General features: G+C 44.5%; 15 protein-coding genes. 13 read left to right on the top strand and 2 right to left on the bottom strand.

Features of this window, described 5'->3' with window-relative positions; all coding sequences use genetic code 11:
* Complete coding sequence (locus tag A8709_RS22930) at positions 1 to 1,635, bottom strand: response regulator (protein ID WP_167357155.1); 1,635 nt, start codon at positions 1,633 to 1,635, stop codon at positions 1 to 3.
* A gap of 195 nt (positions 1,636 to 1,830) precedes the next feature.
* Between A8709_RS22930 and A8709_RS22935 the strand changes: the two genes are divergently transcribed.
* From A8709_RS22935 to A8709_RS22965, 7 genes are all read left to right on the top strand, one after another.
* Positions 1,831 to 3,216: an ABC transporter substrate-binding protein gene (locus A8709_RS22935; RefSeq protein ID WP_065855528.1), complete on the top strand. Its 1,386-nt coding sequence runs from the start codon at positions 1,831 to 1,833 to the stop codon at positions 3,214 to 3,216.
* 64 nt (positions 3,217 to 3,280) lie between these two features.
* Positions 3,281 to 4,165 (top strand): carbohydrate ABC transporter permease, encoded by an 885-nt coding sequence (locus tag A8709_RS22940; RefSeq protein WP_065857287.1) that lies wholly within the window; start codon positions 3,281 to 3,283, stop codon positions 4,163 to 4,165.
* The gene (locus tag A8709_RS22945) at positions 4,150 to 4,974 is read left to right on the top strand and encodes a carbohydrate ABC transporter permease (protein WP_065855530.1); all 825 of its coding nucleotides are present in this window, start codon (positions 4,150 to 4,152) and stop codon (positions 4,972 to 4,974) included. The genes A8709_RS22940 and A8709_RS22945 overlap by 16 nt, the downstream gene beginning before the upstream one ends.
* Positions 4,971 to 5,999 carry an SGNH/GDSL hydrolase family protein gene (locus A8709_RS22950; RefSeq protein WP_141692630.1) on the top strand — a complete coding sequence of 343 codons (1,029 nt, stop codon included), beginning with the start codon at positions 4,971 to 4,973 and terminating at the stop codon, positions 5,997 to 5,999. Before A8709_RS22945 ends, A8709_RS22950 begins: the two co-directional genes overlap by 4 nt.
* A gap of 106 nt (positions 6,000 to 6,105) precedes the next feature.
* A complete protein-coding gene (locus A8709_RS22955; protein WP_084225337.1) occupies positions 6,106 to 8,325 on the top strand; it encodes a glycosyl hydrolase family 95 catalytic domain-containing protein in 2,220 nt (739 codons plus the stop codon).
* Positions 8,326 to 8,579: 254 nt separating this feature from the next.
* Positions 8,580 to 10,655 carry a 3-keto-alpha-glucoside-1,2-lyase-like domain-containing protein gene (locus A8709_RS22960; protein ID WP_065855534.1) on the top strand — a complete coding sequence of 692 codons (2,076 nt, stop codon included), beginning with the start codon at positions 8,580 to 8,582 and terminating at the stop codon, positions 10,653 to 10,655.
* Positions 10,656 to 10,775: 120 nt separating this feature from the next.
* Complete coding sequence (locus tag A8709_RS22965; RefSeq protein ID WP_065855536.1) at positions 10,776 to 11,273, top strand: metallophosphoesterase family protein; 498 nt, start codon at positions 10,776 to 10,778, stop codon at positions 11,271 to 11,273.
* 80 nt (positions 11,274 to 11,353) lie between these two features.
* Here the strand turns inward: A8709_RS22965 and A8709_RS22970 are convergent, their stop codons facing one another.
* Positions 11,354 to 12,226: an aldo/keto reductase gene (locus A8709_RS22970; RefSeq protein WP_244163293.1), complete on the bottom strand. Its 873-nt coding sequence runs from the start codon at positions 12,224 to 12,226 to the stop codon at positions 11,354 to 11,356.
* Positions 12,227 to 12,549: 323 nt separating this feature from the next.
* Here A8709_RS22970 and A8709_RS22975 point away from each other — a divergent pair, with 323 nt between their 5' ends.
* From A8709_RS22975 to A8709_RS23000, 6 genes are all read left to right on the top strand, one after another.
* Positions 12,550 to 15,528, top strand: coding sequence for an RICIN domain-containing protein (locus A8709_RS22975; protein ID WP_065855541.1), 2,979 nt, complete (start codon positions 12,550 to 12,552; stop codon positions 15,526 to 15,528).
* Between the two features lie 133 nt (positions 15,529 to 15,661).
* A complete protein-coding gene (locus tag A8709_RS22980) occupies positions 15,662 to 17,299 on the top strand; it encodes a response regulator (protein ID WP_167357156.1) in 1,638 nt (545 codons plus the stop codon).
* A gap of 92 nt (positions 17,300 to 17,391) precedes the next feature.
* On the top strand, positions 17,392 to 19,188 hold the full coding sequence (locus A8709_RS22985; RefSeq protein ID WP_167357157.1) for a cache domain-containing sensor histidine kinase: 1,797 nt from the start codon (positions 17,392 to 17,394) through the stop codon (positions 19,186 to 19,188).
* A 130-nt stretch (positions 19,189 to 19,318) separates the two neighbouring features.
* Positions 19,319 to 20,662 (top strand): ABC transporter substrate-binding protein, encoded by a 1,344-nt coding sequence (locus A8709_RS22990; RefSeq protein ID WP_065855547.1) that lies wholly within the window; start codon positions 19,319 to 19,321, stop codon positions 20,660 to 20,662.
* A gap of 68 nt (positions 20,663 to 20,730) precedes the next feature.
* Entirely contained in the window at positions 20,731 to 21,606 is an 876-nt protein-coding gene (locus A8709_RS22995) for a carbohydrate ABC transporter permease (RefSeq protein ID WP_065855549.1), read from the top strand.
* Positions 21,603 to 22,412: a carbohydrate ABC transporter permease gene (locus tag A8709_RS23000; RefSeq protein ID WP_065855552.1), complete on the top strand. Its 810-nt coding sequence runs from the start codon at positions 21,603 to 21,605 to the stop codon at positions 22,410 to 22,412. The genes A8709_RS22995 and A8709_RS23000 overlap by 4 nt, the downstream gene beginning before the upstream one ends.
* Positions 22,413 to 22,705 lie beyond the last annotated feature (293 nt).

A 22,705-nucleotide genomic window follows, 5' to 3' on the forward strand; every position in this document is an offset into this window, starting at 1 on the left:
TCAGTATGTGATGAAGGATTGACGGTATTCGAGCGGCGTTAGCTTGGTATAACTCTTGAAGGTCGTTGCGAAATATTTACGGTCTTGATAGCCGACGATTTCTCCGATTTCATAGACTTTAAGATCGATGCGGCGCAGCAATTCTTTGGCTTTTTCCATTCTGCAATTTTTCAAATAGTCGATAAAATTAATGCCCGTTTCTTTTTTAAATTGAATGCTGAAATAGCTGGGATTGAGGTAAACGAGCTCAGCCATTTGATTGAGTGTGATTTTTTCGCTGCAATGCTCTTCAATATATTTTTTTACTTGATGGACAGCCGAATGTGAGGTCGTTTGGACGACGTCATTTAATTTTTTGATATGCAGCGTAATATCTGAAATCAAGCGGTCCAACGCTGTTTTTAATTGAGACAAAGTTTGGAACTGCTCAACAAATTCGATGAAAGGCATAGAGAGACTTGCGATCGATTCAAATGAAGCGCCATGCAGATCCAGCCTTCGTTCTAGCATCGTAAACAGCGGCATCAAGTATCTGTGGACATGGGCGTGCTCAGCTTGTTCTGCATCTAAACCACAGCTGTTCCAAAATTGCTGAAAATGCAGTAAACTGCTATCTAGATTGCCTTCTAGTACAGCATCTAGTAATTTGGTTTCATGGGGATAGGGATAATCTTTGCGTTCTAGTAGCTGCCCTTCGGCAGAATCCCATAGAAACAACCCGCCACGCTCCAAGAAAATGTTTCGTTCCATGACACTTCTTGCTTGCTTGTAAGAATCAGGGAAAGAGAGTAGACTCTGATAAACATCACCAAGGCCTATGATGGACCTGCAACCTGTTTCATGTTCGATCGATACGATAATTTGCTCAAAAAGCAATGAAAGTGATCGACGAGGAGGAACCGATGTCCCATTCAGATTTAGGAAGACGATGAGTTCACCCGCTTTTTTCCTAAGCGCATAGCTGTGACATTGCCCTGCATCGAGATGACGTTCGAGAATGGTGTGAGCCTTGTTCATCATCGTGGAATCAGGTGCATTCCCGTCCTGTTGCTCCTTGGTTTCGAGCTTAACAGCTGCGCAGCAATAATAGGAGGCGTTCATTTCAATTTCCAATAGGCTCATTTTTTCTTTGGCCTCATGGTATTCAGGTAAGGGAGCCTCGACCAATGACTGGAAAAAGTGATCTCTGGCGGCAGGCAAGCTGTTAGCTAACTGGTTCGCATAGGATTGTAATTTTTGAGAAGATTGCCGTTCTGCATCCATTTGCAACTTTAATTTCATCATACTTTCGCTGAGATTCTTCAGGTCTACAGGTTTCAATAAATATTCGGACACGCCTGCTTGAAGGGCATCTCGTGCGTAGGAAAACTCTTTATAGCCAGATAAAATCACAATTTTGACATGAGGATAGTGGATGGAAATCTCTCTGCTTAGTTCAATGCCATCCATAACGGGCATCTTAATATCTGTGATGACCACATCCACATCATTTCGCTGCATCAAGTCGAGCGCTTGCTTGCCGTTGGCAGCTAGCCCAATTGCCTGAAATTGAAAGCGTTCCCAATAAAAGGAGTTTAACCCTTCCCGAATCTCGAATTCGTCGTCAACAATCAGTATTTTATAGGTATCGTTCATCGGACTCACTCCTTTGACTCTATCATAATAAGGCATGCTTTTCATGTAAAGGAACTTCTGAAGGATATCAATAACAGTCAAAAAGATCAAACCTAATCCAAAAACCATCCCCTATTTTTTTATCCGAATTCCCCCTAGAATGAAACTCGTAAGCAACACAATACATGTGGCAAACACAAAAATGGAGGCGCTTTTATGCAGGGGTTCAAGAAAAGTTGGGCATTAATAAGTTTGTCGTCAGTCGTCGGGTTAAGCCTTTTGAGCGGATGTGGTAGCGCTACCACTACAAAAAAAGAAACAGGAGCAGCAGCTACAGCAGCTACATCAAGCACGGCACCCAAAAAGGCAGATCCTGTCACGTTGTCGATGTTCATTACATCAGCTAGCCAGAAAGAATGGGACGACGGCTCACCTAACGATAAAATAAAGAAACAGTGGGAAGCCAAATCCGGGAATAAGCTTGAGCTTAATATTTTACCAGGGACACTAGACGAAGCCATGAAGAAAATCGATATCGCGATGCTCTCGGGTGACAAGACGGATATCATTAACCTTTCGAATCCCATCGATCAGAACAAGTATGCGTCCAGAGATTTCTTGTATCCGATGAAAGATTTGGCAAAGCAAGCTAACTATGATATTGACAAGATTTACGGGGACTCACTCACGAAATACAAAGATGAAGTCTACTATATTCCGTACAATTTGTCGATGTGGGCAGTCTTTTATAACAAAAAGCTGTTTGATGAAGCTGGTATTCCATACCCTACAGGAAAATGGACATGGAGCCAATACATTGAGACGGCCAAAAAATTAACGAATCCGGCAAAAGGCATCCAAGGCTCTTATATGCTTACGTTTGATAATTACCTGTATATGCAGGCTAGACAAAAAGACGTACCAGGTTATAAAGCAGATGGAACTTCCAATTATGATGATCCGGCATATAAAGATGCGCTTAAATGGTACAACGATTTGAGTGCTGTTCACAAAATTCAACCGTCTTGGATTGAGTTTAAGACAAAGAAACTGTCTAACCTTGGATTCTTGGAAGGCAAGTATGCGATGCAGTTCATTGGAACATGGTACTTGGGTTCATTAAACAATTTCGATAAATATCCGCGTGACTGGAAATGGGGCGTAGTTCAACCTCCAACACCTGATGATGGCAAAGGCAATAACAACATTGGGGTTACCGCTGCTCTTGGGATTAATAAGAAATCTGCTCACCCTAAGGAAGCGTTTGATTTCCTATCGTACTTTGCAGAGAATAGCTACAAAGAAAGAGGCGAATTCCCAGCTCAGAAGAATTTGAGCAAGGATGACATGAATGCAGTACTGAAAAATATCGCAGATAAATCGCAAGGCAGTGTAACATCAGACGATCTTCGCAAAGCGCTCCTTGATAATGGACTAGGCTTCACACAGGAGAAATTGCTAGGTAGTGCAATGAGTGAGTACAGCAACATTATTATGCAAGAATCCGAGTTGTACTTTGCAGGTCAGAAATCAGTAGATGAAGCTGTTAAATCGATTAAAACAAGAGAAGACCAAGCGATTCAAGCGGCTAGCAAACAATAATTGAGAAGTGACGGAGGAGGACATCATGGTGATGTCCTCCTTCCTAAAAAGAGGAGAATGGAGCATGCTGCGGATTACGAACGAAGAAAAGGTTGCTTTCTGGTTTGTCACGCCTTTCGTGGCAGGATTTGCGCTTTTTTATTTACTGCCGACCCTTTACGCATTTGTCATCAGCGTTTTGGATTACAATAGCTTCAAAAGCTTATCGGATGTACACTTTGCTGGACTTTCTAACTATATCTCGGTCTTGAAGGATCCTATTGCCTTAAGTTCATTTGGAAGAAGCTTTCTATTTATGATTTGTTATGTACCAGGTGTTATTATTGCAGCTTTGCTGCTCTCTATGTTGTTTAATGCGACTTTTCATTTGCGAACATTAGCACGGACGTTGATTATGCTGCCGTATGTTACGAACGTAGTGGCGATCGCGATTGTGTTTTCCATTTTGCTTAATCCGTATGATGGGGTTGTGAACAAGCTGCTCGCAGCTGTAGGTATTGCACATCCTCCGCAATGGTTGGGAGGTATTCACACCTCGCTGCCAACGATCGCTGGCGTTGAAGTTTGGCATTCACTGGCTTTCCCAACAATCGTGTACTTAGCAGCTCTGCAAGGCGTGCCCAAAGATTTGTACGAATCAGCGGAACTCGATGGGGCAGGGCGGTTTAAGAAGTTTATGAGCGTGACATTGCCATTGATTTCACCGACGACCTTCTTCTTGGTGATTACCAATATTATCGGATCTTTTCAAAACTATGCGATTATCCGTAACTTGACGAATGGTGGTCCAGGTACCTCGTCGCGTGTTATTTCATTGAATATTTATGAAGAAGCGTTTGCTTACAACAAATATAGCTTTGCCTCGGCTCAAGCGATTCTGTTGTTTGCCATTATCTTAGTGATTACGATTATCCAATGGAGGGGGCAAAAAAGATGGGTACATTATTAAAACCGAAATTGATGATGACCTACGTGATGCTGCTTCTCGGTATTGTGATGATCATTCCGTTTCTGTTCATGATTTCATTTGCGTTGAAAACGCCACTAGAGATGACGCAGCATCCGGCCTCTCTCTTCATCAGCCATCCGTTTATGGGCAATTTTGAAACCATCTTCAAGCACAAAACCTATTTCATCTGGTATTTTAACTCCATTAAAGTCGTGTTAGGCGTCCTAGTGTTAAGAGGGCTGCTCGTGACCATGGCGGCTTATGCCTTTGCAAGGCTGGAATTCCGGTTTAAAAATGTCATTTTCATGATCTTGATCGCTAAGATGATGATTCCATCCGATACGACGATTGTGGCAAGGTTCTTGTTGTATAAGTACCTTCATTTGAATAACACGCATTGGGCGATTATTTTGCCTGCTGCTTTCGATGTTTTCTTCCTTTTCTTGCTCAGACAATTTTTTATTAGTATTCCCAAAGAAATATCCGAAGCGGCCATTGTCGATGGTTGTTCGCATTATAAAGTGTATTATCGAATTATTTTACCATTGGCCAAACCGGCGCTTGTCACGATGGTATTGTTTACCTTCTTATGGACGTGGAACGATTTCGCTTCGCCTTTTGTATTCATAACAGATATGAAGAAGCAACTGCTAACGGTTGGCTTATCATACTTCCAGACCGAAGCTGGGGCTGACTATGCGCTGCAAATGGCTGGTGCTGCTGTAGCTGTACTGCCTACGATTGTTCTGTTTATTTTTGCGCAGAAATACTTTGTTCAGGGCGTTACGATGTCAGGGGTTAAAGGTTGATCGAGTGGAGGGAAACGATGTTATATCCGCCGAATGAGCCTAAGGTCGTGCTTCACCATGTAACGGAAGTGGTGGAAGACGAAACAAAAGGGCTGCGTTTATGCCGAATACCGGAAAAACTGAGACTAACACTGAATGAGTTTGCGCAGCGGAATGCCCAGAGCGCTGCAGGCTCCGAAATTCGATTCCGCATGACGGGTGAACGGGTAGAGATCGGGCTTTGGTGGAAGCCGCATCTTGAAACACCGATTACGACCATGGCATCACTTGTCGTAGGTGGTCTGCAGGCTGAAATTTTTTATTTGCATGTCGGATATAACCGGATTGTCATCAACAAAGTTGAACTGCGGCCAGAGCTCAACATGATCCTGCCGCAGTATGCCTACGATAGGGAATTGTACCGATTGGTACTTCCCTATCAAGGGAAGGTGTATCTAGCTTCTGTAGAAGGTGAAGTGGAGCCGCCTTACAGCATGAAGATCCCTAATAAAGGCTATCTAGCCTACGGCTCCTCCATCACACATGGAGCTTCAGCTTGGTCGCCAACAGGAACGTATGCCTTCCGTCTAGCGCAACTGCTTGGTTCAGATCTGCGCAATTTCGGGCTTGCAGGCGGAGCTAAACTTGAACCGCAAATGGCAGATTATTTGATGGAGTTGGAAGGCTGGGAGATCGCTACCGTTGAGCTGGGAATCAATGTGGTGTATGACTGGACGGCGGAAGAATTTCGTGAAGCCGTTGATATCTTCCTAGCTCGATTAGCTGCCGGACTCGGAGATCGCAAGTTATTCGTTATAGATATGTTCTGGTTTGCGATGGATGCATCAGGAGATCCCAAGGCAGACCAGTTTCGTGAGATTGTGCAGCAGGCTGTCTGTAAGCGTAACCACCCAGGTATTATCGGTATTCCTGGCCGTGATCTATTAGATCCTGACAACCAAACAGTTGATTTGGTACATCCATCCCAAGCTGGCATGGAGCAGATTGCTCAGCGGCTGTATGCGGCGATCACTACCCATTTGTAAACAAAAGAATTAAATGAATGAAGAACTTGGCCTGTAATCTGTTTATTCCATAAGGTAACTGCAGAATACAGGCCTGCATAACTATAGGAAAATCGAGGAATCCAGGATGGCATTTAAAGTAGATTGGGAATCATTTCTTTCTGCACACGATTTGGTTCAGAACGAGCTTAAGTTTCACGGCGGTTATTACGAAGCAACGGAAGGGCGTAATTGCCATAGTCCACGAAAGGAATGGGGAGAAGGCGCTTTCATCGGAAATGGGATGATTGGGGCCATGATTCTGAAGGACTCGCCGCAGGATTTGGCGTGGGAACTGGGACGGAATGATGTTGTTGCGCATAATCATTTGACTGGGATCGATTGGTCCGTACCGCGTGTTCCGATTGGTGATATGCTGCTGCGGCCAAGAGGCAAGATCCAGGAAGAAACCATGCGGTTGTCTTTATGGCATGCAGAAGCAACAGGAATGATGACGACAGATCAAGGAACGCTTGAATGGCGATCCATTGCCCATGCTCGGATGGATTGTCTGATGATTGAATGGAAATCAACTGGACGCGAAAGCGCGTTAGTGGGATTTCGGCCCCGCCATGGCGTGAGTCCGAGGTTGGAGTTCCAGCCACACAATCTGTCTCGAAGGTTTCTCCCTCCGCCTCCACTGCAGCTTACTCAGCAAGGAACACAGATAAGTATTCAAACTTTCGTTAAAGAACAGGAAGACGGCACCGTTATTTCCGAGGGAGCCTGTGTCGTGGCTTGGAAAGAGATTAACTATAGCGAGTCCCATGGTGTCGTATACGTAAGCATCGCAAATTCCTATTATGACGAAAGCGCAATAGATGACGCTCTTAGGACGATTGACTCCGCTACTAAGCTTTGTTTGGAAGATTCTCTTGAAACGCATAGAGCCTGGTGGCATGACTACTATCCGGCGAGCTTCATCTCTATTCCTGATAAGTATTGGGAAGGGATGTATTGGATTCAAATGTACAAGTTGGCAAGTGCTGTCCGTGAGGATACACCCGTGTTGGATAATCAGGGGCCTTGGCTTACGCAATCAGCTTGGCCAGGAACTTGGTGGAATTTAAACGTACAGCTGTCCTATCTCTCGGTCTATAAAGCAAATCGGCTGTCAATCGGTGAGTCATTAATCGGAAATTTGGAACGATATCAAGAAAACTTACGCCAAAACGCGATACCCATCGGACTAGATGACGGTGCGTATATCGAAAGGCAATCCAGCGTTCATTTAATATCACCATGCCTAAAACCTGATTTTGAATACGGGAACTTACCATGGGCGTTGCATAATGTGTGGAGGCACTACCGTTCCACAATGGATGAAACGTTCCTTAAGGATCGACTTTATCCATTGCTGCGAGCCAGCATGAATGTGTATTTACACATCAGCTTTAGGGGTGAGGATGGCTATCTTCATTTGCCCAAAACAGTTTCCCCCGAGTATCCGGGACCGGAAAATAGTACGGCTTATCCATCGGAGGACGCTAATTATGATTTGGCATTGTTCCGTTGGGGCTGTCAGGCATTGCTTACGGCTAATGATCAGCTGCGTCTTGGCGATCCGCTTGAGGAGCGTTGGAGGGAAGTGCTGCGGGATCTGACGCCCTATCCCATTGACAACAATGGCTTCAAGGTAGGAAAAGACGTGCCCTTTGCCGTATCTCATCGGCATTATTCCCATCTATTGATGTTTTTCCCTCTGCATCTTGTCCATGCTGATCAGCCGGAATATGCAGAATTGATTAAGAAATCCATCTCTCATTGGATTGATTTAATGGGAGGATTACAAGGCTATTCCTATACAGGTGCGGCTTGTATGGCAGCTACGCTGGGTGATGGCAATCAAACGCTGGCTTACTTAACAGAATTCCGCCGTTTTTTGTATCCAAATTCCATGTATGCGGAGTTGTCCCCGGTGATCGAAACGCCGTTGTCCAGCGCGGAGTGCATCCATTATATGCTCATGCAGTGTTGGGGCGATATGATCCGCATTTTTCCAGCCGTTCCTGATGAATGGAAGGAAATAGCTTTTGGGAAGCTTTTGGCGGAAGGCGCTTTTGAAGTTTCTGGTCGATGGAAGAAGGGCAAAACGGAATTTGTGGTGATTAAAAGTCTTGCCGGCGCGCCATTGAAGATCATGCCGAATTTGGTTGGACCGCTCGAAACGAGCGGAGAACGGATTTTCTCCGTTACGGAGATGTCACCAGGTGTGTATGAGATTGATTTGAAGCAGGGGGAAACTGTCCTTCTTTATTCCGGAAGTCTCCCTGAGGAGATCGGCATTGGTCCGGTTTCCAATCTATAAGTCTAAATGGTAATTCCTTGAGGTGACACAGCGAACAGCAGTCGTAGGAGCGACTGCTGTTCGAAGGATACTTGAAGGGAGGTGAGGGGAGAGCACAGCACAGCAGTCGCATGAAAAAAGAAACCTGCTTGATGAATGACAAATGATCAATCGTTGAATGCTGAGGTTTTATCGTTTAAGAGGAGTAGATTTGAAATGGAAAATTTTGAAAGCGTTAACAAATTTGTGTCCAATCATGTAAGGGGGAATCATTTATGTGTTCAGCCAAAAAATTAATGACCATTTTCGCTGCCATCGTTATCCTGCTTTCCGTAGTAGGAGCAATGCCTAAAGCTGCTTTGGCCGCAGGAACTATTTATTATGTGGATTCATCGAGACCTGATGACAGCGGAGATGGGAAAAGCCAGGCAACGGCTTGGCAAAGCTTGACCAAGGTGAATGCGACAACGTTCGTAGCTGGCGATCAGATCCTTTTCAAGGCGGGAGGTACTTGGACGGGGCAGCTTTATCCGAAGGGTTCTGGCGTGCCTGGCAGCCCGATTACCCTTTCTAGCTACGGCAGCGGTAATAAACCGCTCATTAACGGCAATGGGCTTACGATGAATGCCGATGGCAGCGGAGGAGCGGCTGTCTATTTGTACAATCAGGAATACTGGGAAATTAAAAATTTAGAAGTGACGAATAAGGGGACGACCGCTGCAAAACGCTTAGGTGTCAATGTAGTTGCTTCGGACTATGGGACGGCCAACTACATTCATATTTCAAATCTAACCGTACACGATGTGAACGGGATTAATACGGATAAGAAGAATGGCGGCATCGCGGTTCAGGCATTAGGAACTTCCGTATCCACCAAGTGGAACGACGTGCGGATCGAAGGAAATACCGTGTATACGGTGGATGCAACAGGTATTCAAACGCACTCTCGCTGGATGAATCGTGGCGGCATGGTTGACTCCGGGCCATGGTCAGGCTTCACCAACGTGCTGATTCAATATAATACCGTGTACGATATTGGGCGTGACGGCATTCTGGTTAGGGTAAGCACAGCTCCTGTCATTCAGTACAATGTCGTTCATCATGCCAATATGCGCTCAGGCGCTGAAGGGGTTGCGATCTGGCCGTTCAATACGGACGATGCACTCGTGCAATACAACGAAGCGTATAGCACGCATGGAAGCTTGGATGGGCAAGGATTTGACTCGGACTATGTGTCGAATCGAACGATCATCCAATACAACTACAGTCATGACAATGATGGCGGCTTTGTTCTGATTTGTAACAACGGTACAAGTAATTTCAATAATGGTACTATTGTGCGTTATAACATTAGTCAGAACGATGGTACACGTATTTTTCAATTGGCAGGTCCTGTCACTAATACGAGCATCTATAACAATACCATCTACGTTGGGGCGGGAGCTGGCACCAATATTCTGCTAATCAACGATTGGGGTGGATATGCGAGCAATACGACTTTTAATAATAATATCATCTATAACCTAGGCAGCGGCGGATACTCATTCGGCAGCGGCACGAATAATGTGTTTGATTATAATGTTTTTTATGGTAATCATCCCGGTTCTGAACCAAGTGATGCGCACAAGCTTACGACCAACCCACTCCTAGTGAACCCAGGGACAGGAACGAGTTTAACCGCGCTCGATGGTTACAAGTTGCAGTACGGTTCTCCAGCCATCGATAGCGGAGTTGCGATTAGCAGCAACGGCGGTAAAGATTATTGGGGCAGCGCAGTCCCGGCTAACAGCGTAACAGACCGGGGCGCATACGAGGGAGTGGGGATTGGTTCCGCGCCAGTTACCGTCTTTAGCGACAATTTCGAGAGCGGATCAAGTAATTGGACAACCAGCGGCGGTACATGGAGTGTCATCACAGATGGCAGCCAAGTGTTTAATCAGTCCTTGGTTACTGGGGAAGCGCTTGCTTTTGCCGGAAGCTCTTGGACGAACTACACGTATTCCTCGAAGCTGAAGCTGAATAATGCATATGCCAACGCTGGTATACTCTTCCGTGTAACAGATGCGAACAATTACTATATGCTGCGCATCAACAACAGCACGAATGCGTTTGAGTTATACAAGAAGGTAAGTGGAACACTGACCTTGCTTACGAGTGTTTCATTCAGCTCAAGTATCAATACCTGGTACGACCTCAAAGTGAAAGTAACCGGCAATAATATACTAGGCTTTTTGAACGGTACGCAGCTTATTAATTGGACAAATGGAACAACGGAGCTGAGCACAGGCAAAATCGGTTACCGCATGGCATCCTCGACGGCAAGCTTTGATGATGTTCTGGTTACCCAGTAATATTACTGGTTCCAGACATAATATTGTGCATAGAGCGCTGCGCACGCTGATTTGCATTCCTGCTTTTTCATGACTAGTATATCCTTAAGGACTAGTTGATGTTGGAAGGAGTGGAAAGCGATGCGAATTGGTGTGATAGCAGATACGCATTTATCTTACAAAGCTGAGAAGCTGCCTGATGCTCTCATAGCGGGTTTACAGGGTGTTGATCTTATCATTCATGCTGGCGATTGGGTAAGTGAGCATGTCATCGAGCTAGTCGAGCAGATTGCGCCATGTGAGTCGGTTGCTGGTAACAATGACGGTGCAGATATTGTGGCAAGGTTTGGGAAGAAGAAGCTATTAACCTTCGGTGAATTTCGTATAGGGCTGATCCATGGGGATGGCTTCCGTAAAACAACAGAAGAAAGAGCGCGTGAAGCATTCGAAGCTGAGCGGCCCGACATGGTCATCTTTGGACATTCGCATATCCCGTATCTTCAAAATGTGCAAGGTATAATTATGTTCAATCCCGGTTCACCTACGGATAAAAGAAGACAGCCCCGCTACTCGTATGGCATTCTTCAATTAGGGAAGCAATGGAAGGCTGAGCATTTCTATTTCGATTCTAAGCAATAGCGATTATTGTGACGTACGCTGTACTTATCAAGTAGAAAAGCCCGATAGGCTCATCTGAGCTTATCGGGCTTTCACCGTTTCTATCTTACATACCACTCGCCGGACACCCAGTCCTTGGATTTCCATTTCAACACATCGGGATTGGCTAGATGCATAATTTCCTTCAGGAAATCGAGCTGCTCGAGATCGGTCATCGGGGTGAAATTTTTGGCAATCGCGAGATTCTGTTCCAGCTGTTCCATCGACTCCATGCCAACAATGGCGGTGGAAATCGGGAGGGAGAGCGTGTAGCGCAGCGCTTTCTCATACCAAGGGGCCAATTGGCCGAGCGCCATAACCTTCATGCCGATAATGGCAATGCCCTTCTCATTCGCCTTCGGCAGGAACTCATGAGCGAAGCTATAGACGAGATGATCGGCTGCAGACAGGGCAACGAGCGCACTATCGAACGGATAGCGGTTAATGGCCTCCAGTTGGACATTCGGATTCGTATGACCGCTAATCGAGATGTGCTTGATCATCCCTTGTTCCTTCGCCTCGATTAAAGCCTCAAGTGCGCCTCCTTTGGCAAAGCACTGATCCAGCTCTTCCATTTTCATAATATTATGTAAGCGCCATTCCTCCACATGATCCGTCTGCAGGCGCTTGAGGCTGGCCTCAAGCAGTCGTAAGGAGCCATCTCGCGTACGATCATTCGTCTTCGTTGCAATCCATACCTTGTCCCTGCGGTTATGCAGTGCAAGAGCTTTACCCAAACGTTCCTCGGATTGCCCCTTAGAGTAGCTGGGTGCTGTGTCATAATAAGTAATGCCTTCATCAATCGCTCGATTTACAATCTGAATGGCTTCATCCTCTGTACAGTTATGCTCGTCCACAATACGTTGCGCGCCAAAGCTTAATACCGGGAATTGCTGCCCCGTCCGGCCAAAAGGTCGTTTTTCCAATGCTATCATTCCTCCTACGCCTTGTAAGCTAATCTTATTCTGTTCTATCGTTCCCACAATGACTACCAAGACATACCAATTTTAACATATTGGAAAGGGTAAGTTTATGGTTTTCGAAAGAAACGTGCACCAGAAAGAGAGGCGGAAAGAGGATACAAACGAAATAGACGTAAAAAGTGCAAACAAGCTTGAAATTCTACATTCAAATACGAATGGATCCGATTTATGATTATTTTGCTAGTGAAGCATAAATGAGGGAGGAGTTAGGGCAGCTACATAAGTCACGATAAGCTTTGAAAATTCGTAGAAGCAGTCAGGGAGGAATTGGTAAGATGACAAGATTGCGTTCACATGGGTTAAAAGGAGTACTCGCGTTAGCGACCATCGCAGTGCAAACGCTTACTACGTTCAGCGGTACCTCATATGCAGCAGACGCTATTCCACCATCAATCGTTAATGATCTCGGAACTACACAGCCGAACAGCACGTCGATTCAGCTAAGCTGGACGGCACCTGGAAACGATGGAACTGTGGGAACAGCTACATCCTATGAGATCCGTTATTACAAGGGCGGACCTGTCACAGATCAAACTTGGAATGTCGCCACACAAGTGTCAGGCGTGCCTAGTCCTGCCTCCTCAGGTTCGCAGCAGACATTTACGGTATCAGGCTTATCAGCGAATACGCGATATTGGTTCGGTATCAAAGCTTCAGATGGTACAAATTGGTCGGGGATTTCAAATTCTCCGGCAAATTTGGTCACGGATATGAGTCAAGTGAATGTATGGGCCTTCGATCAAGCCGTCAACAACTCTAGAGATCGTGCACTTACACGAATTATCCAACCCGATATTATTCATCGTGGTATTTATGAGTGGGTGGGAACGGAGCTGCAAGACAAGAACTTCGATGGCATTACCGCTACGGTTCAACGTCTCACAAAGGACGGCAGCATCTTGTCAGGAGGTGTATCCGCACATTGGTGGGCTCCACGGTATGAAACGCTTGCTCCTGGGGTGAATGTGAATGAAGCAGGCTATAATGCGACGGATGATTATACCTATATCGATCCAAACACAGTTAGCGGCAAAGCGCAACTGGAGTATAAAGCCAAAAAGCAGATCGATCTTGGTGCAATGGGTATTGAATTCGATGAAATGTACAATCAGAACAATGCAGCAAGCATTTTACAAGATGTCCGGAATTATGCTTGGAATACGTACGGTAAGAAAATTTTCGTCATGGCGAATAACTATTGGGGCGGAGCAGGTGTGTCCGATTACAATATCAATGATTATCCCATGTCGACAACGAATGGCAGGTTTGATGCCGGTGTCAATAATATTAGTTGGTTAAAGGGTCATGTGACCAGCTCCAATGTGCCGGTCATGTGGTTTCAGGATCATGCAGGATCCTTCACGACAGGACCAAGCAATGCGGCAGATTACGCAGCATTTTTAAGATCAGGTAATGCACAAGGACTTGCCGCTGGCGGTTTCCCTGGACAGTTGAAAAGCTGGATGAATTCCTATGATACCTATCAGAATGGTGTATTCTCCCTTCAAGCTGGTCATTTTAAGTTCATGAGAGAGAACTCAGAGTTGTTCCATAATCTCACACAGCTCTCCCCATCGACATTAACCTCAAGTGCGAACAAAGTGTACATGAGTGCGCTTGGACAGACTGGGCGTACCGTCCTTCATTTGGTGAATGGGAATTTTAATCCAAGTACACAGGTCATGACGACACAAACGAATTTTACCGCCAAAGTATCGTTATCGACAGCACCAACACGCATTTGGATGACAACGCCAGATAAACTGTGGAATTCGCGGAGAACGATCCCAGCGTACACGTACAGTGGCGGTGTTGCTACGATTTCAATCCCTGAACTACAGTGGGATGATATTCTGGTGATTGAACAAGGCACGACATATGACCCTGTGTATAGTGCCTTAAAAGTCATTTTACCTTTCCCTAATCCTCAGAAAATTGCGGCCGGCAACAGTTTTAGATTTAACGCTGCGCAAAACGATGGTTGGTCATCCACATTCAATTGGTATGTAAATGGTGTACTGTGGGGGAATTCTTCCGTAGGGACGATCGACGGCAATGGCTTCTATATTGCACCAACGTCGATTCCATCAGGCGGTAAGGTGACGATCAAAGCAGTCAGTAAGGATGATGCAACCGCATCGGATCAAGTCGATGTGTCCATCGTAGGCGCGTCGGGTATTCCATGGACGGAAACATTTGCGTCGGATACAGTTGGCAATCTACCTGAATCCTGGCAAGTTGTAGACGGCAATGGGGATTGGAAAGTAGATACGGATGGCGGTACGAAGGTCCTGCACAATTACAATATGAGCGAAGGCAGAGTCGAACAGTTCCAAACTGGAGCGGGTGGTAATCTGACGGGTGCCCTCCATGAACCTATGATAACAGGTGGAAACAATACTTGGACGAATTATACCTACAGTGCTTCAGTGAAACCAACGAAGAAACCTTATACATGGTATGGCATCAATTCGGAGAAAATCGACACCTATGCGGGGTTAGTTTTCCGCTTTAAAGACAGATGGAATTATTATGTCTACAGATGGGCAGAGGACGGTTATGTGCGACTTTACAAAATGGTGAATGGCGTAGAATCCAAAGTAGGCGGAGATGTTAGTGCTCCTTTCCCAGGCGTCGGTTCGTATACCAACCTAATGGTCGACGTCAATGGATCTAGTTTCACTGCTTATGAGAATGGTGTAGCACTGCGAACAGATACAGACACTTCTGTGGCAAATGGTTCAGTAGGGGTTCTATCGAATATGATGGATAATGATTTCAAAGATATATCCGTCAAAGCACAAGGCAGTGTTTCAGCGGCGCTCGTAAGTGGCGCAACGTACGTGATCTCCTCCAAAAGCAGTGGGAAAGTGATAGAAGTAGCTGCTCTTTCTGCCACAGACGGCGCAATCGTTGATCAGTGGACAAGTAATGGAGGGAATAACCAGAAATGGCGCTTGGACGACATGGGTGGTGGTTCTTTTAAATTAACGAATGTGAATAGTGGCAAGGTGCTTGATGTTGTAGGATTCTCCACAACTGCCGGTGCTGGGATTGATCAATGGACGGATAACGGCGGCATCAACCAGCGGTTCACCCTGACATCTAGTGGCGGCGGTTATTATAAAATAGTCGCTCAAACCAGCGGTTTACCATTGGATATTAATGGGGGTTCCACATCGGATGGCGCCAACATTATTCAGTGGACCGATACAGGCGGAGACAATCAACGTTGGGTGCTAGCCAAACAATAACTTCATAAATGTAAAAGTAGCCTGTGTGGACAAAAGTGCCATGCGGGCTTTTTCCGAAGAAAAGACAACATCGCCGCAAGGATTACATTCTCTAGTGGAAATGGAATGTGCTATAGTATTGGCATATAGGAATTTGTCGAAAAGTGGTGGCAGCATGCTAAGAATTCTCGTTGTGGATGATGAGTTACCGATCAGGCAGGGGCTGTCCTTTATTATTTCAGATTTAGATCCGAGCTATGAGATCATTGGTGAAGCAGCTAACGGATATGAGGCTCTGTTGCTTATTGAGGAGACGAAACCAGATCTTGTCATTACAGACATTAAGATGCCGAAGATGGATGGCGTAAAATTAGTGAAGCGGATGTCGGAGTGGTTCCCGGAGATCAAAAAAGTGGTCTTGAGCGGGTTCGATGAGTTTGAGTTTGTTAGAGAGGTTATGAAGGAAGGCGTACTTGATTATTTGCTCAAACCAGTTGTTGAGTCACAGCTTCATGAACTATTGATCAAGATTGACCGCGATTTAGAAGCTGAAAAACAAAGTAAGCTGGATTCTCTCAGCATGAATATGAAATTTAATGAAAGCATGCCCTTGTTAAGGGATCAGTTTTTGCAGCAATTGATTTGTTCGGGTAAGCGTCTAGCAAGGCGAGATGCCGGGGAGAAATTAGACTACTATAATATTGAAGTGATGGATGGGATGTATGCTGTCAGTCTTGTTCAATTAGATAATCATCGTTATTTGCAGATGAGTTTAGGGACTGAGCAACTGAAAATTAATCAATTTATTGTCAAAAATATTGCGCAAGAGTCAGCGGCACTCCATGCACAGTGTCACTCTTTTTATCAAGATACCATTCTTGTGCTAGTATATAATGTCAAGGATCAAGCGTCGCTTGAACACATTCAGAGCTCGATTGCATCGGATATATTTCGTAATTTGAAAACTTATACAAAGCTTCGTTTTTCAATAAGCAGTGGGCGTGCGGTGGCTCAATTTCAAGATTTAAATGAAAGCTATGAAAGCGCTGTATCCCAGTTGGGATATCGGTTTTATCGATCCAACAGTTCCATTATTGACGGCAATGCCAAGTTGCCTAGGTTCCTTGAAGCTTCATTCCCCAAAGTCACGTCCGAATTGCAAAAAGGGTGGCTGGATAGCCTTTCGACAGGGGATACCCGTAAACTCAAAGGGGCTTTCGCTAACTATTGTCAGTATCATGTCAATCAATTCACACAGCCATCATTGGTTATTTTAGAATTGTCGAATACCTTTCTTTCTTTACAGTCGGATAATGTTAGGTTCAAAGAAGCGCTCATCGATTGCTTTGGTGTTGCCTTCTCATTCGTTAAGTTTCTGGATCAGTTCGATACCTTGGATGAAATCCGCTTGCATACGATAAACTTGTTTAGCGAGGTCATTCAGCACATGCAGGTCATTGATCAAAAGAGAGAGAAGAAATCCATTCAACAGGTTAAGTCCTATATCATCGAAAATTATCGGGAAGAAATTACGCTTGGTAAAATGGCAGATCTGGTGTTTATGAACGCCAACTATCTGAGCGAATTGTTCAAAATCCAATGCAACATCAATTTCATTGATTACGTCACGCAAGTGAGAATTGATAAGGCAAAAAGTCTGCTTAAAAATAGCAGCTATCGAACCTATGAGGTAGGGGAGTTAGTGGGCTATGACGATCCTGCCTATTTCAGTAAAGTGTTTAAGAAAATGATTGGTGTCTCGCCAAGCGAATACCGTAATCTGATCGAATAAATGAATGTGGGGGAATCCGTATGAAGGGATGGCACATGCTGCAAAGGGGGCGACTCCGGAATATAAGCATCCAAAAAAAGATTTTAGTTAACATGACACTTCTGATTCTGTTGCCTCTTTTGATTTATTACATCATCTTTCATACGTACTCCCAGAATACGAAACAGAAGGAAATTCGTTTAATTCAGCAGTTAAATCAACAAGCAACCGAGGGGATCGATCTGTATATCAATGATATGGCTCGGTTGACGCTCCAACCGCTATATAATCGGAGCTTGCGGACTGTATTGAAAGAAGCCGACGGTTTGACCTCTAAGGATGAAAACCCAGACGTATGGGATATGACTCAAAACGAATCTAATAATTTAATTAATAGTATGAGGTTGACGAAGAAGTATATCCATTCCGTGTTTCTTTTTAATCGGCAAGGACAAATGGTCAATTATTCGTTATCTTCGGAACAATTGGTTCAGCCCTATTCACCATCACAGGAAGATTGGTTCCAACGCAGCTTAGTCTCGAATGGAACTGAAATCATTGCGGGAGCGACTGAAATTCCCAATACGATCCCGAAGGTAACAAATGGCCAACATTTCGTATTCCCCGTTGCGAGAGGGTTGAAAGACATAGATAGCGGGGAGCTTCTTGGAGTCATTGGGTTATTCACGGACATTTCTCTTCTACGTGATGTGTGCTCCAAAATTAGTTCGACTGCTGGTGAACAAATCGTGATTTTGGATAAGTCGAATACGATTGTTTATGATCTAAATGAACGTCATATCGGACTACATGCCAGCCAACCGGATCTCGGACTGGCTTTTTTGCAAGGAATAGATGTAAGCGGAGCAAATGGTCAATTGCTGAAAGTTCCAGGGGGCAATCGCTACATGATGGTTAGTCGGATTCCTTCTGCGGAGTGGACCTTTGTGCGCATTATTCCAGAAAAAGCGTTATTTGGTGATGGTCAACAAGTGCAAAACCGGTTAATCTTGTTAATTTTTGCCTTTACGGTTCTATCCTTGGTGATGTCGGCATCAATCTCTTATGGCATCATTAAACCGCTTAAGCGATTAATCGAAAGTATGAGACGGATTGAACGTGGTGATTTGACAATAAGGTTACAAGTCAATTCAAATGATGAGATCGGCAATCTCAGCAAAGGGTTTAATAAAATGATTAATGAAATTGAACGGTTAATTAACGACGTATATTTGACGAGTATGCGTGAGAAAGAAGCTGAGTTGAATGCGCTTCAAGCGCAGATTAATCCCCATTTTATTTATAACACGTTGGAATCGATTCGCATGACCGCTCGGATGAAAAGAGACATGGATACAGCAAGTATGATAAGTACTCTAGGCAGCTTGCTTCGCTATAGCATCAATACACGGAATCGGGTCGTAGAGGTTAAGGAAGAAATTGAGCATTTGAACAATTATATCGTACTTCAAAATCGACGGTTTGGAGATAAGTTTGAACTTGTGCTGGACATCCCTAACGATTTACTTAGCTTGAAAGTGATTAAACTCCTATTTCAACCGATCGTGGAAAATGCGATTTATCATGCACTTGAGACGAAGGACGAGAAAGGGGTTATCAAGATCAGTGGTTTTGCAGGTAGGGAGAAAATGTGGTTTGACATTGAGGATAATGGCAAAGGCATGACGAGTGAGCAGCTAGAGGAGCTTATGCGGCACATTAACGATGAGGATTCATTTGCTCAAGGCTCCAGGGGCATTGGTCTTCGGAATGTTCATGAACGGATCAAGTTGTATTGTGGGGAAGGTTACGGTTTGCGAATTGAAAGCAAGCCTGAATTAGGTACAATAGTCCGTCTTGAGCTGCCTGTTCGAGGTGTACTTGCTCCGCAAGAACTGCCGAAGATATGACAAGGTACCCTAAGGATTCGCATTCTGCCTAGCCATGGCGGGTGCTATGATGAAGGTAATTAATCGTTCCATTGAGGTGCACCGATGGCGGCGATTAAAGAGTCAGTTAACCAATAGGGGGAACGTGTACATGTTTAAAAAACGCTCAACGGTACTCACATTATCTGTGATTGTAGCTACAACTTCTGTCATCGCCGGATGTGGTAAAGAGACAGAGACGACTGCCTCAGCTGCGCCAAGCGCTGCATCTACTGCTGCAGCAAGTAGTGCAACTCCAACTGCTAAAGCCTCCAATATCAAAGGTGAAGTGACATTCATGACATACCGTGATGACTTGCTGAACTCTTGGTACCCAGCTGTATTGAAAGAGTTTGAAGCGAAATATCCGGGTGTTAAGGTGATCACCTCAACGTCGAAAAATTTCCGTGATGATGTGAAAGTGAAAATGGTTGCCAATGAAATGCCAGACGTCGTCACGCTCCCACTTTATGAATATGCAGACAGTTTGAAGAAAGAATACTTGCTCTCGCTGGATGATCAATTCCCGAATCTCGTAAGTGATTGGGAAGGGTTGGGGTCAAGCAAAGCAGATGACCAGAAAATATATGGTCTTCCTTATGGGCTTGCGACGTATGGCGTTATCTATAACAAGAAGATTTTCTCTGATTTGAAACTGACGCCGCCTAAGACGTTGGATGAATTGCTTGCGACAGCCAAAAAGATTAAAAGTGCTGGATTTATTGGACTCGTAGCAGATATGAAGCCAATCTGGACGTTCGAAACCTATGCCAAGCCGATTCCAAGATTTTTCAATGATAGCTTCAAAGCGTATCAGCACAGTATGACGGAAACGGATGCACCTTTCACTGCGGATAGCCCATATGGGAAGACATTCCAACTCGTTCAGAAGATTGCCCAAGCAGGTGTCTTTGAGGCCGACCCAGTATCGTATGATTGGGAGCCAATGAAGGCGGATTATGCAGCAGGTAAAATCGGTATGTACTACGGGTACAGCCAACAGTTAGCACAATTCTATACGCCTGACAGTCCGGTTCAACCGAAAGATATGGGCTTTATCCCAATGCCTTACGATAACACGGGTGGTCCTTATAAAGTCGCTTATGAGCCAGACTGGAGCCTGTCCATTTCCAAAAAAGCCAAAAATCCGGAAGCGGCAAAAGCTCTGTACACGTTCCTTATGGATGAGAAATACAAAGCTTACGCAGAACAAACGGGCGTATTGAGCGCACGTAAGTCGGTAACCATTACGAACGCTGCTTTAGATGAATTTAATTCCTACAAGCCTGTAAAAGTGTTTAATGAAGGCGACGATTCACAATGGAAAACGATCAGCGATAAAGCTCAAATTAACTATAATCAAGAGTTAATTAGTGTAGCGCTAGGAAAAGACATCAACGCTAAGCTAGACGAATTGAACGGCAAGTGGAAGAAAGCTCGCGCCGCCGTGAAATAAACAGGATCAAGACGAAATAAGTCGCTGTGAAAGCGGCGGCTTATTTGACTGATATAGGAGTGGAGCGTATGAGCTACAAGTTACAGAGAAAAATTATTATTTCTGCGTTTTTATTTGTTCCGCTTCTCTTTATGGCAGCCTTTCTATTTTATCCGACAGTTCGGATGGTGTTTTACAGCTTTACAGATTGGGATGGCGTTTTACCGACCTATCATATGGTGGGCTTTGCGAATTTCAAACGTGTTTTCACGGAGCCACTCGTTTGGCTTTCCCTCAAAAATAATGCTGTATATGCGCTTTTTGGCATTGCTCAGAACGTGGTGGCTTTGTTTTTCGCTGTTATGCTGACATCTCGTATGCGTGGTAAAAACGTATACAAAACAATCGCTTTTCTACCATACATTCTGAATATCACGGCAGTAGCCTATATGTTTAACTTTCTCTTCGACTATCGCAACGGTCCGATCAACGACTTCATGAGATATTTGGCGTGGTCTCCGATCAAATTTTTTAGTGATGAGCATCTGGTCATCTTCTCACTTGCCAGTATCTCTATGTGGAAATGGCTAGGTTATACGATGATTCTGTATATCGCGGCTCTGCAATCAATGGATTCAGATATGATCGAAGCGGCCAAAATAGATGGAGCCACGAATTGGCAAATCTTTATGAAAATAACGCTCCCCAACATTCGCAGAATCGTTGAACTGAATATGTTCTTAGCGATTAGTGGGGCGCTTCAGGCATTTACTGAACCCTTGATTATGACGCACGGCGGTCCTAACCAGGCCAGCTACACATTCCTATACTATATTATCCAAACGTACACAACGTTCAATGAATATGGGTTTGCCGCTGCGATGACTTGCACACTAATTCTCATTATTTTCGTGATTACGTTTCTACAACGTAAGATTTTGCTGAGGGGGAATCGGACCGCATGAGATGGCTGAAGCATATTCCTCTTCTAATTTGGACATTCATTGTCTTAATTCCACTATTCATACTTATATTTACCTCACTTAAGACAGGGAAAGATTTCTTGGCAACTTCAGCCATCATGCCTCCCGCACATGTTACGTTTGCTAATTATAAGCGAGTGCTTATTGAAGGCCACATTCTTGCATCATTGAAGAATAGTGCCATTCTCGTGCTTGGCGGATCACTAGGGAGTGCACTGTTCGGTGCCATGACAGCGTACATTTTACACAGGTTCGATTTTTTCTTAAAGAATTTCATTTTGTCGGTTTACATTGCCTCTGTTATCGTACCTGCAGCATTATTGCAAGTGATGCTGTACCAGCTCATGCATTGGCTTGGTGTGACGGGGACGTTCGGTGCGCCAATCTTAATTTATGTAGCAACCGATATTATTACGGTCTGGATGTACTTGCAGTTCTGCGAAAATATCCCTGAAGCACTTGATGAGAGCGCTATGATGGATGGTGCATCGTATCTGCGTATCTTCTTTCAGATTATTTTACCTTTGCTAATGCCAGCGACCGCAACTGTGCTTATCATTAAGTCAATTTTTATTTATAACGACATGTTTACACAATACCTCTACATGTCAAGCACGAAGCTGCAAACAGCGACAATGGCTCTCATGACGTTCTCGGGACAATTTGCAACGACGTTTAACGTTATGGCTGCAGGATGCGTTGCAGTCATGATTCCTACAGTTATTCTGTTCTTTATTCTACAGAAGTATATTTTCGCGGGAATTACTTCTGGATCGGTTAAAGGATAAGAAAGAAGAGATAGAACCAGTAGTAATGATACAAGATTGTACGCTTATCTAGGTTCCGAGAAGGATGCCGAGATAAGCGTTTTTGCGTTGATATCGGTTGGATGTGCCAAGGTAAGATATGTAAATCAAGTTAAAGATCGAATCAAGCAGGAATCAACACCAGCCATACGAAATTCTTTAATGAGGAAAGAATCGCCAGGATTCGACCTGATTTGATCTGAATTATGAACAAACCATGACTTAAGTCCTATTTTTTAGCAGAAAAGGATTGTGGTAAGCCCTAAATAAACTTA

The sequence above is a fragment of the Paenibacillus pectinilyticus genome (genome assembly GCF_001700435.1).
GTDB lineage: Bacteria > Bacillota > Bacilli > Paenibacillales > NBRC-103111 > Paenibacillus_E > Paenibacillus_E pectinilyticus.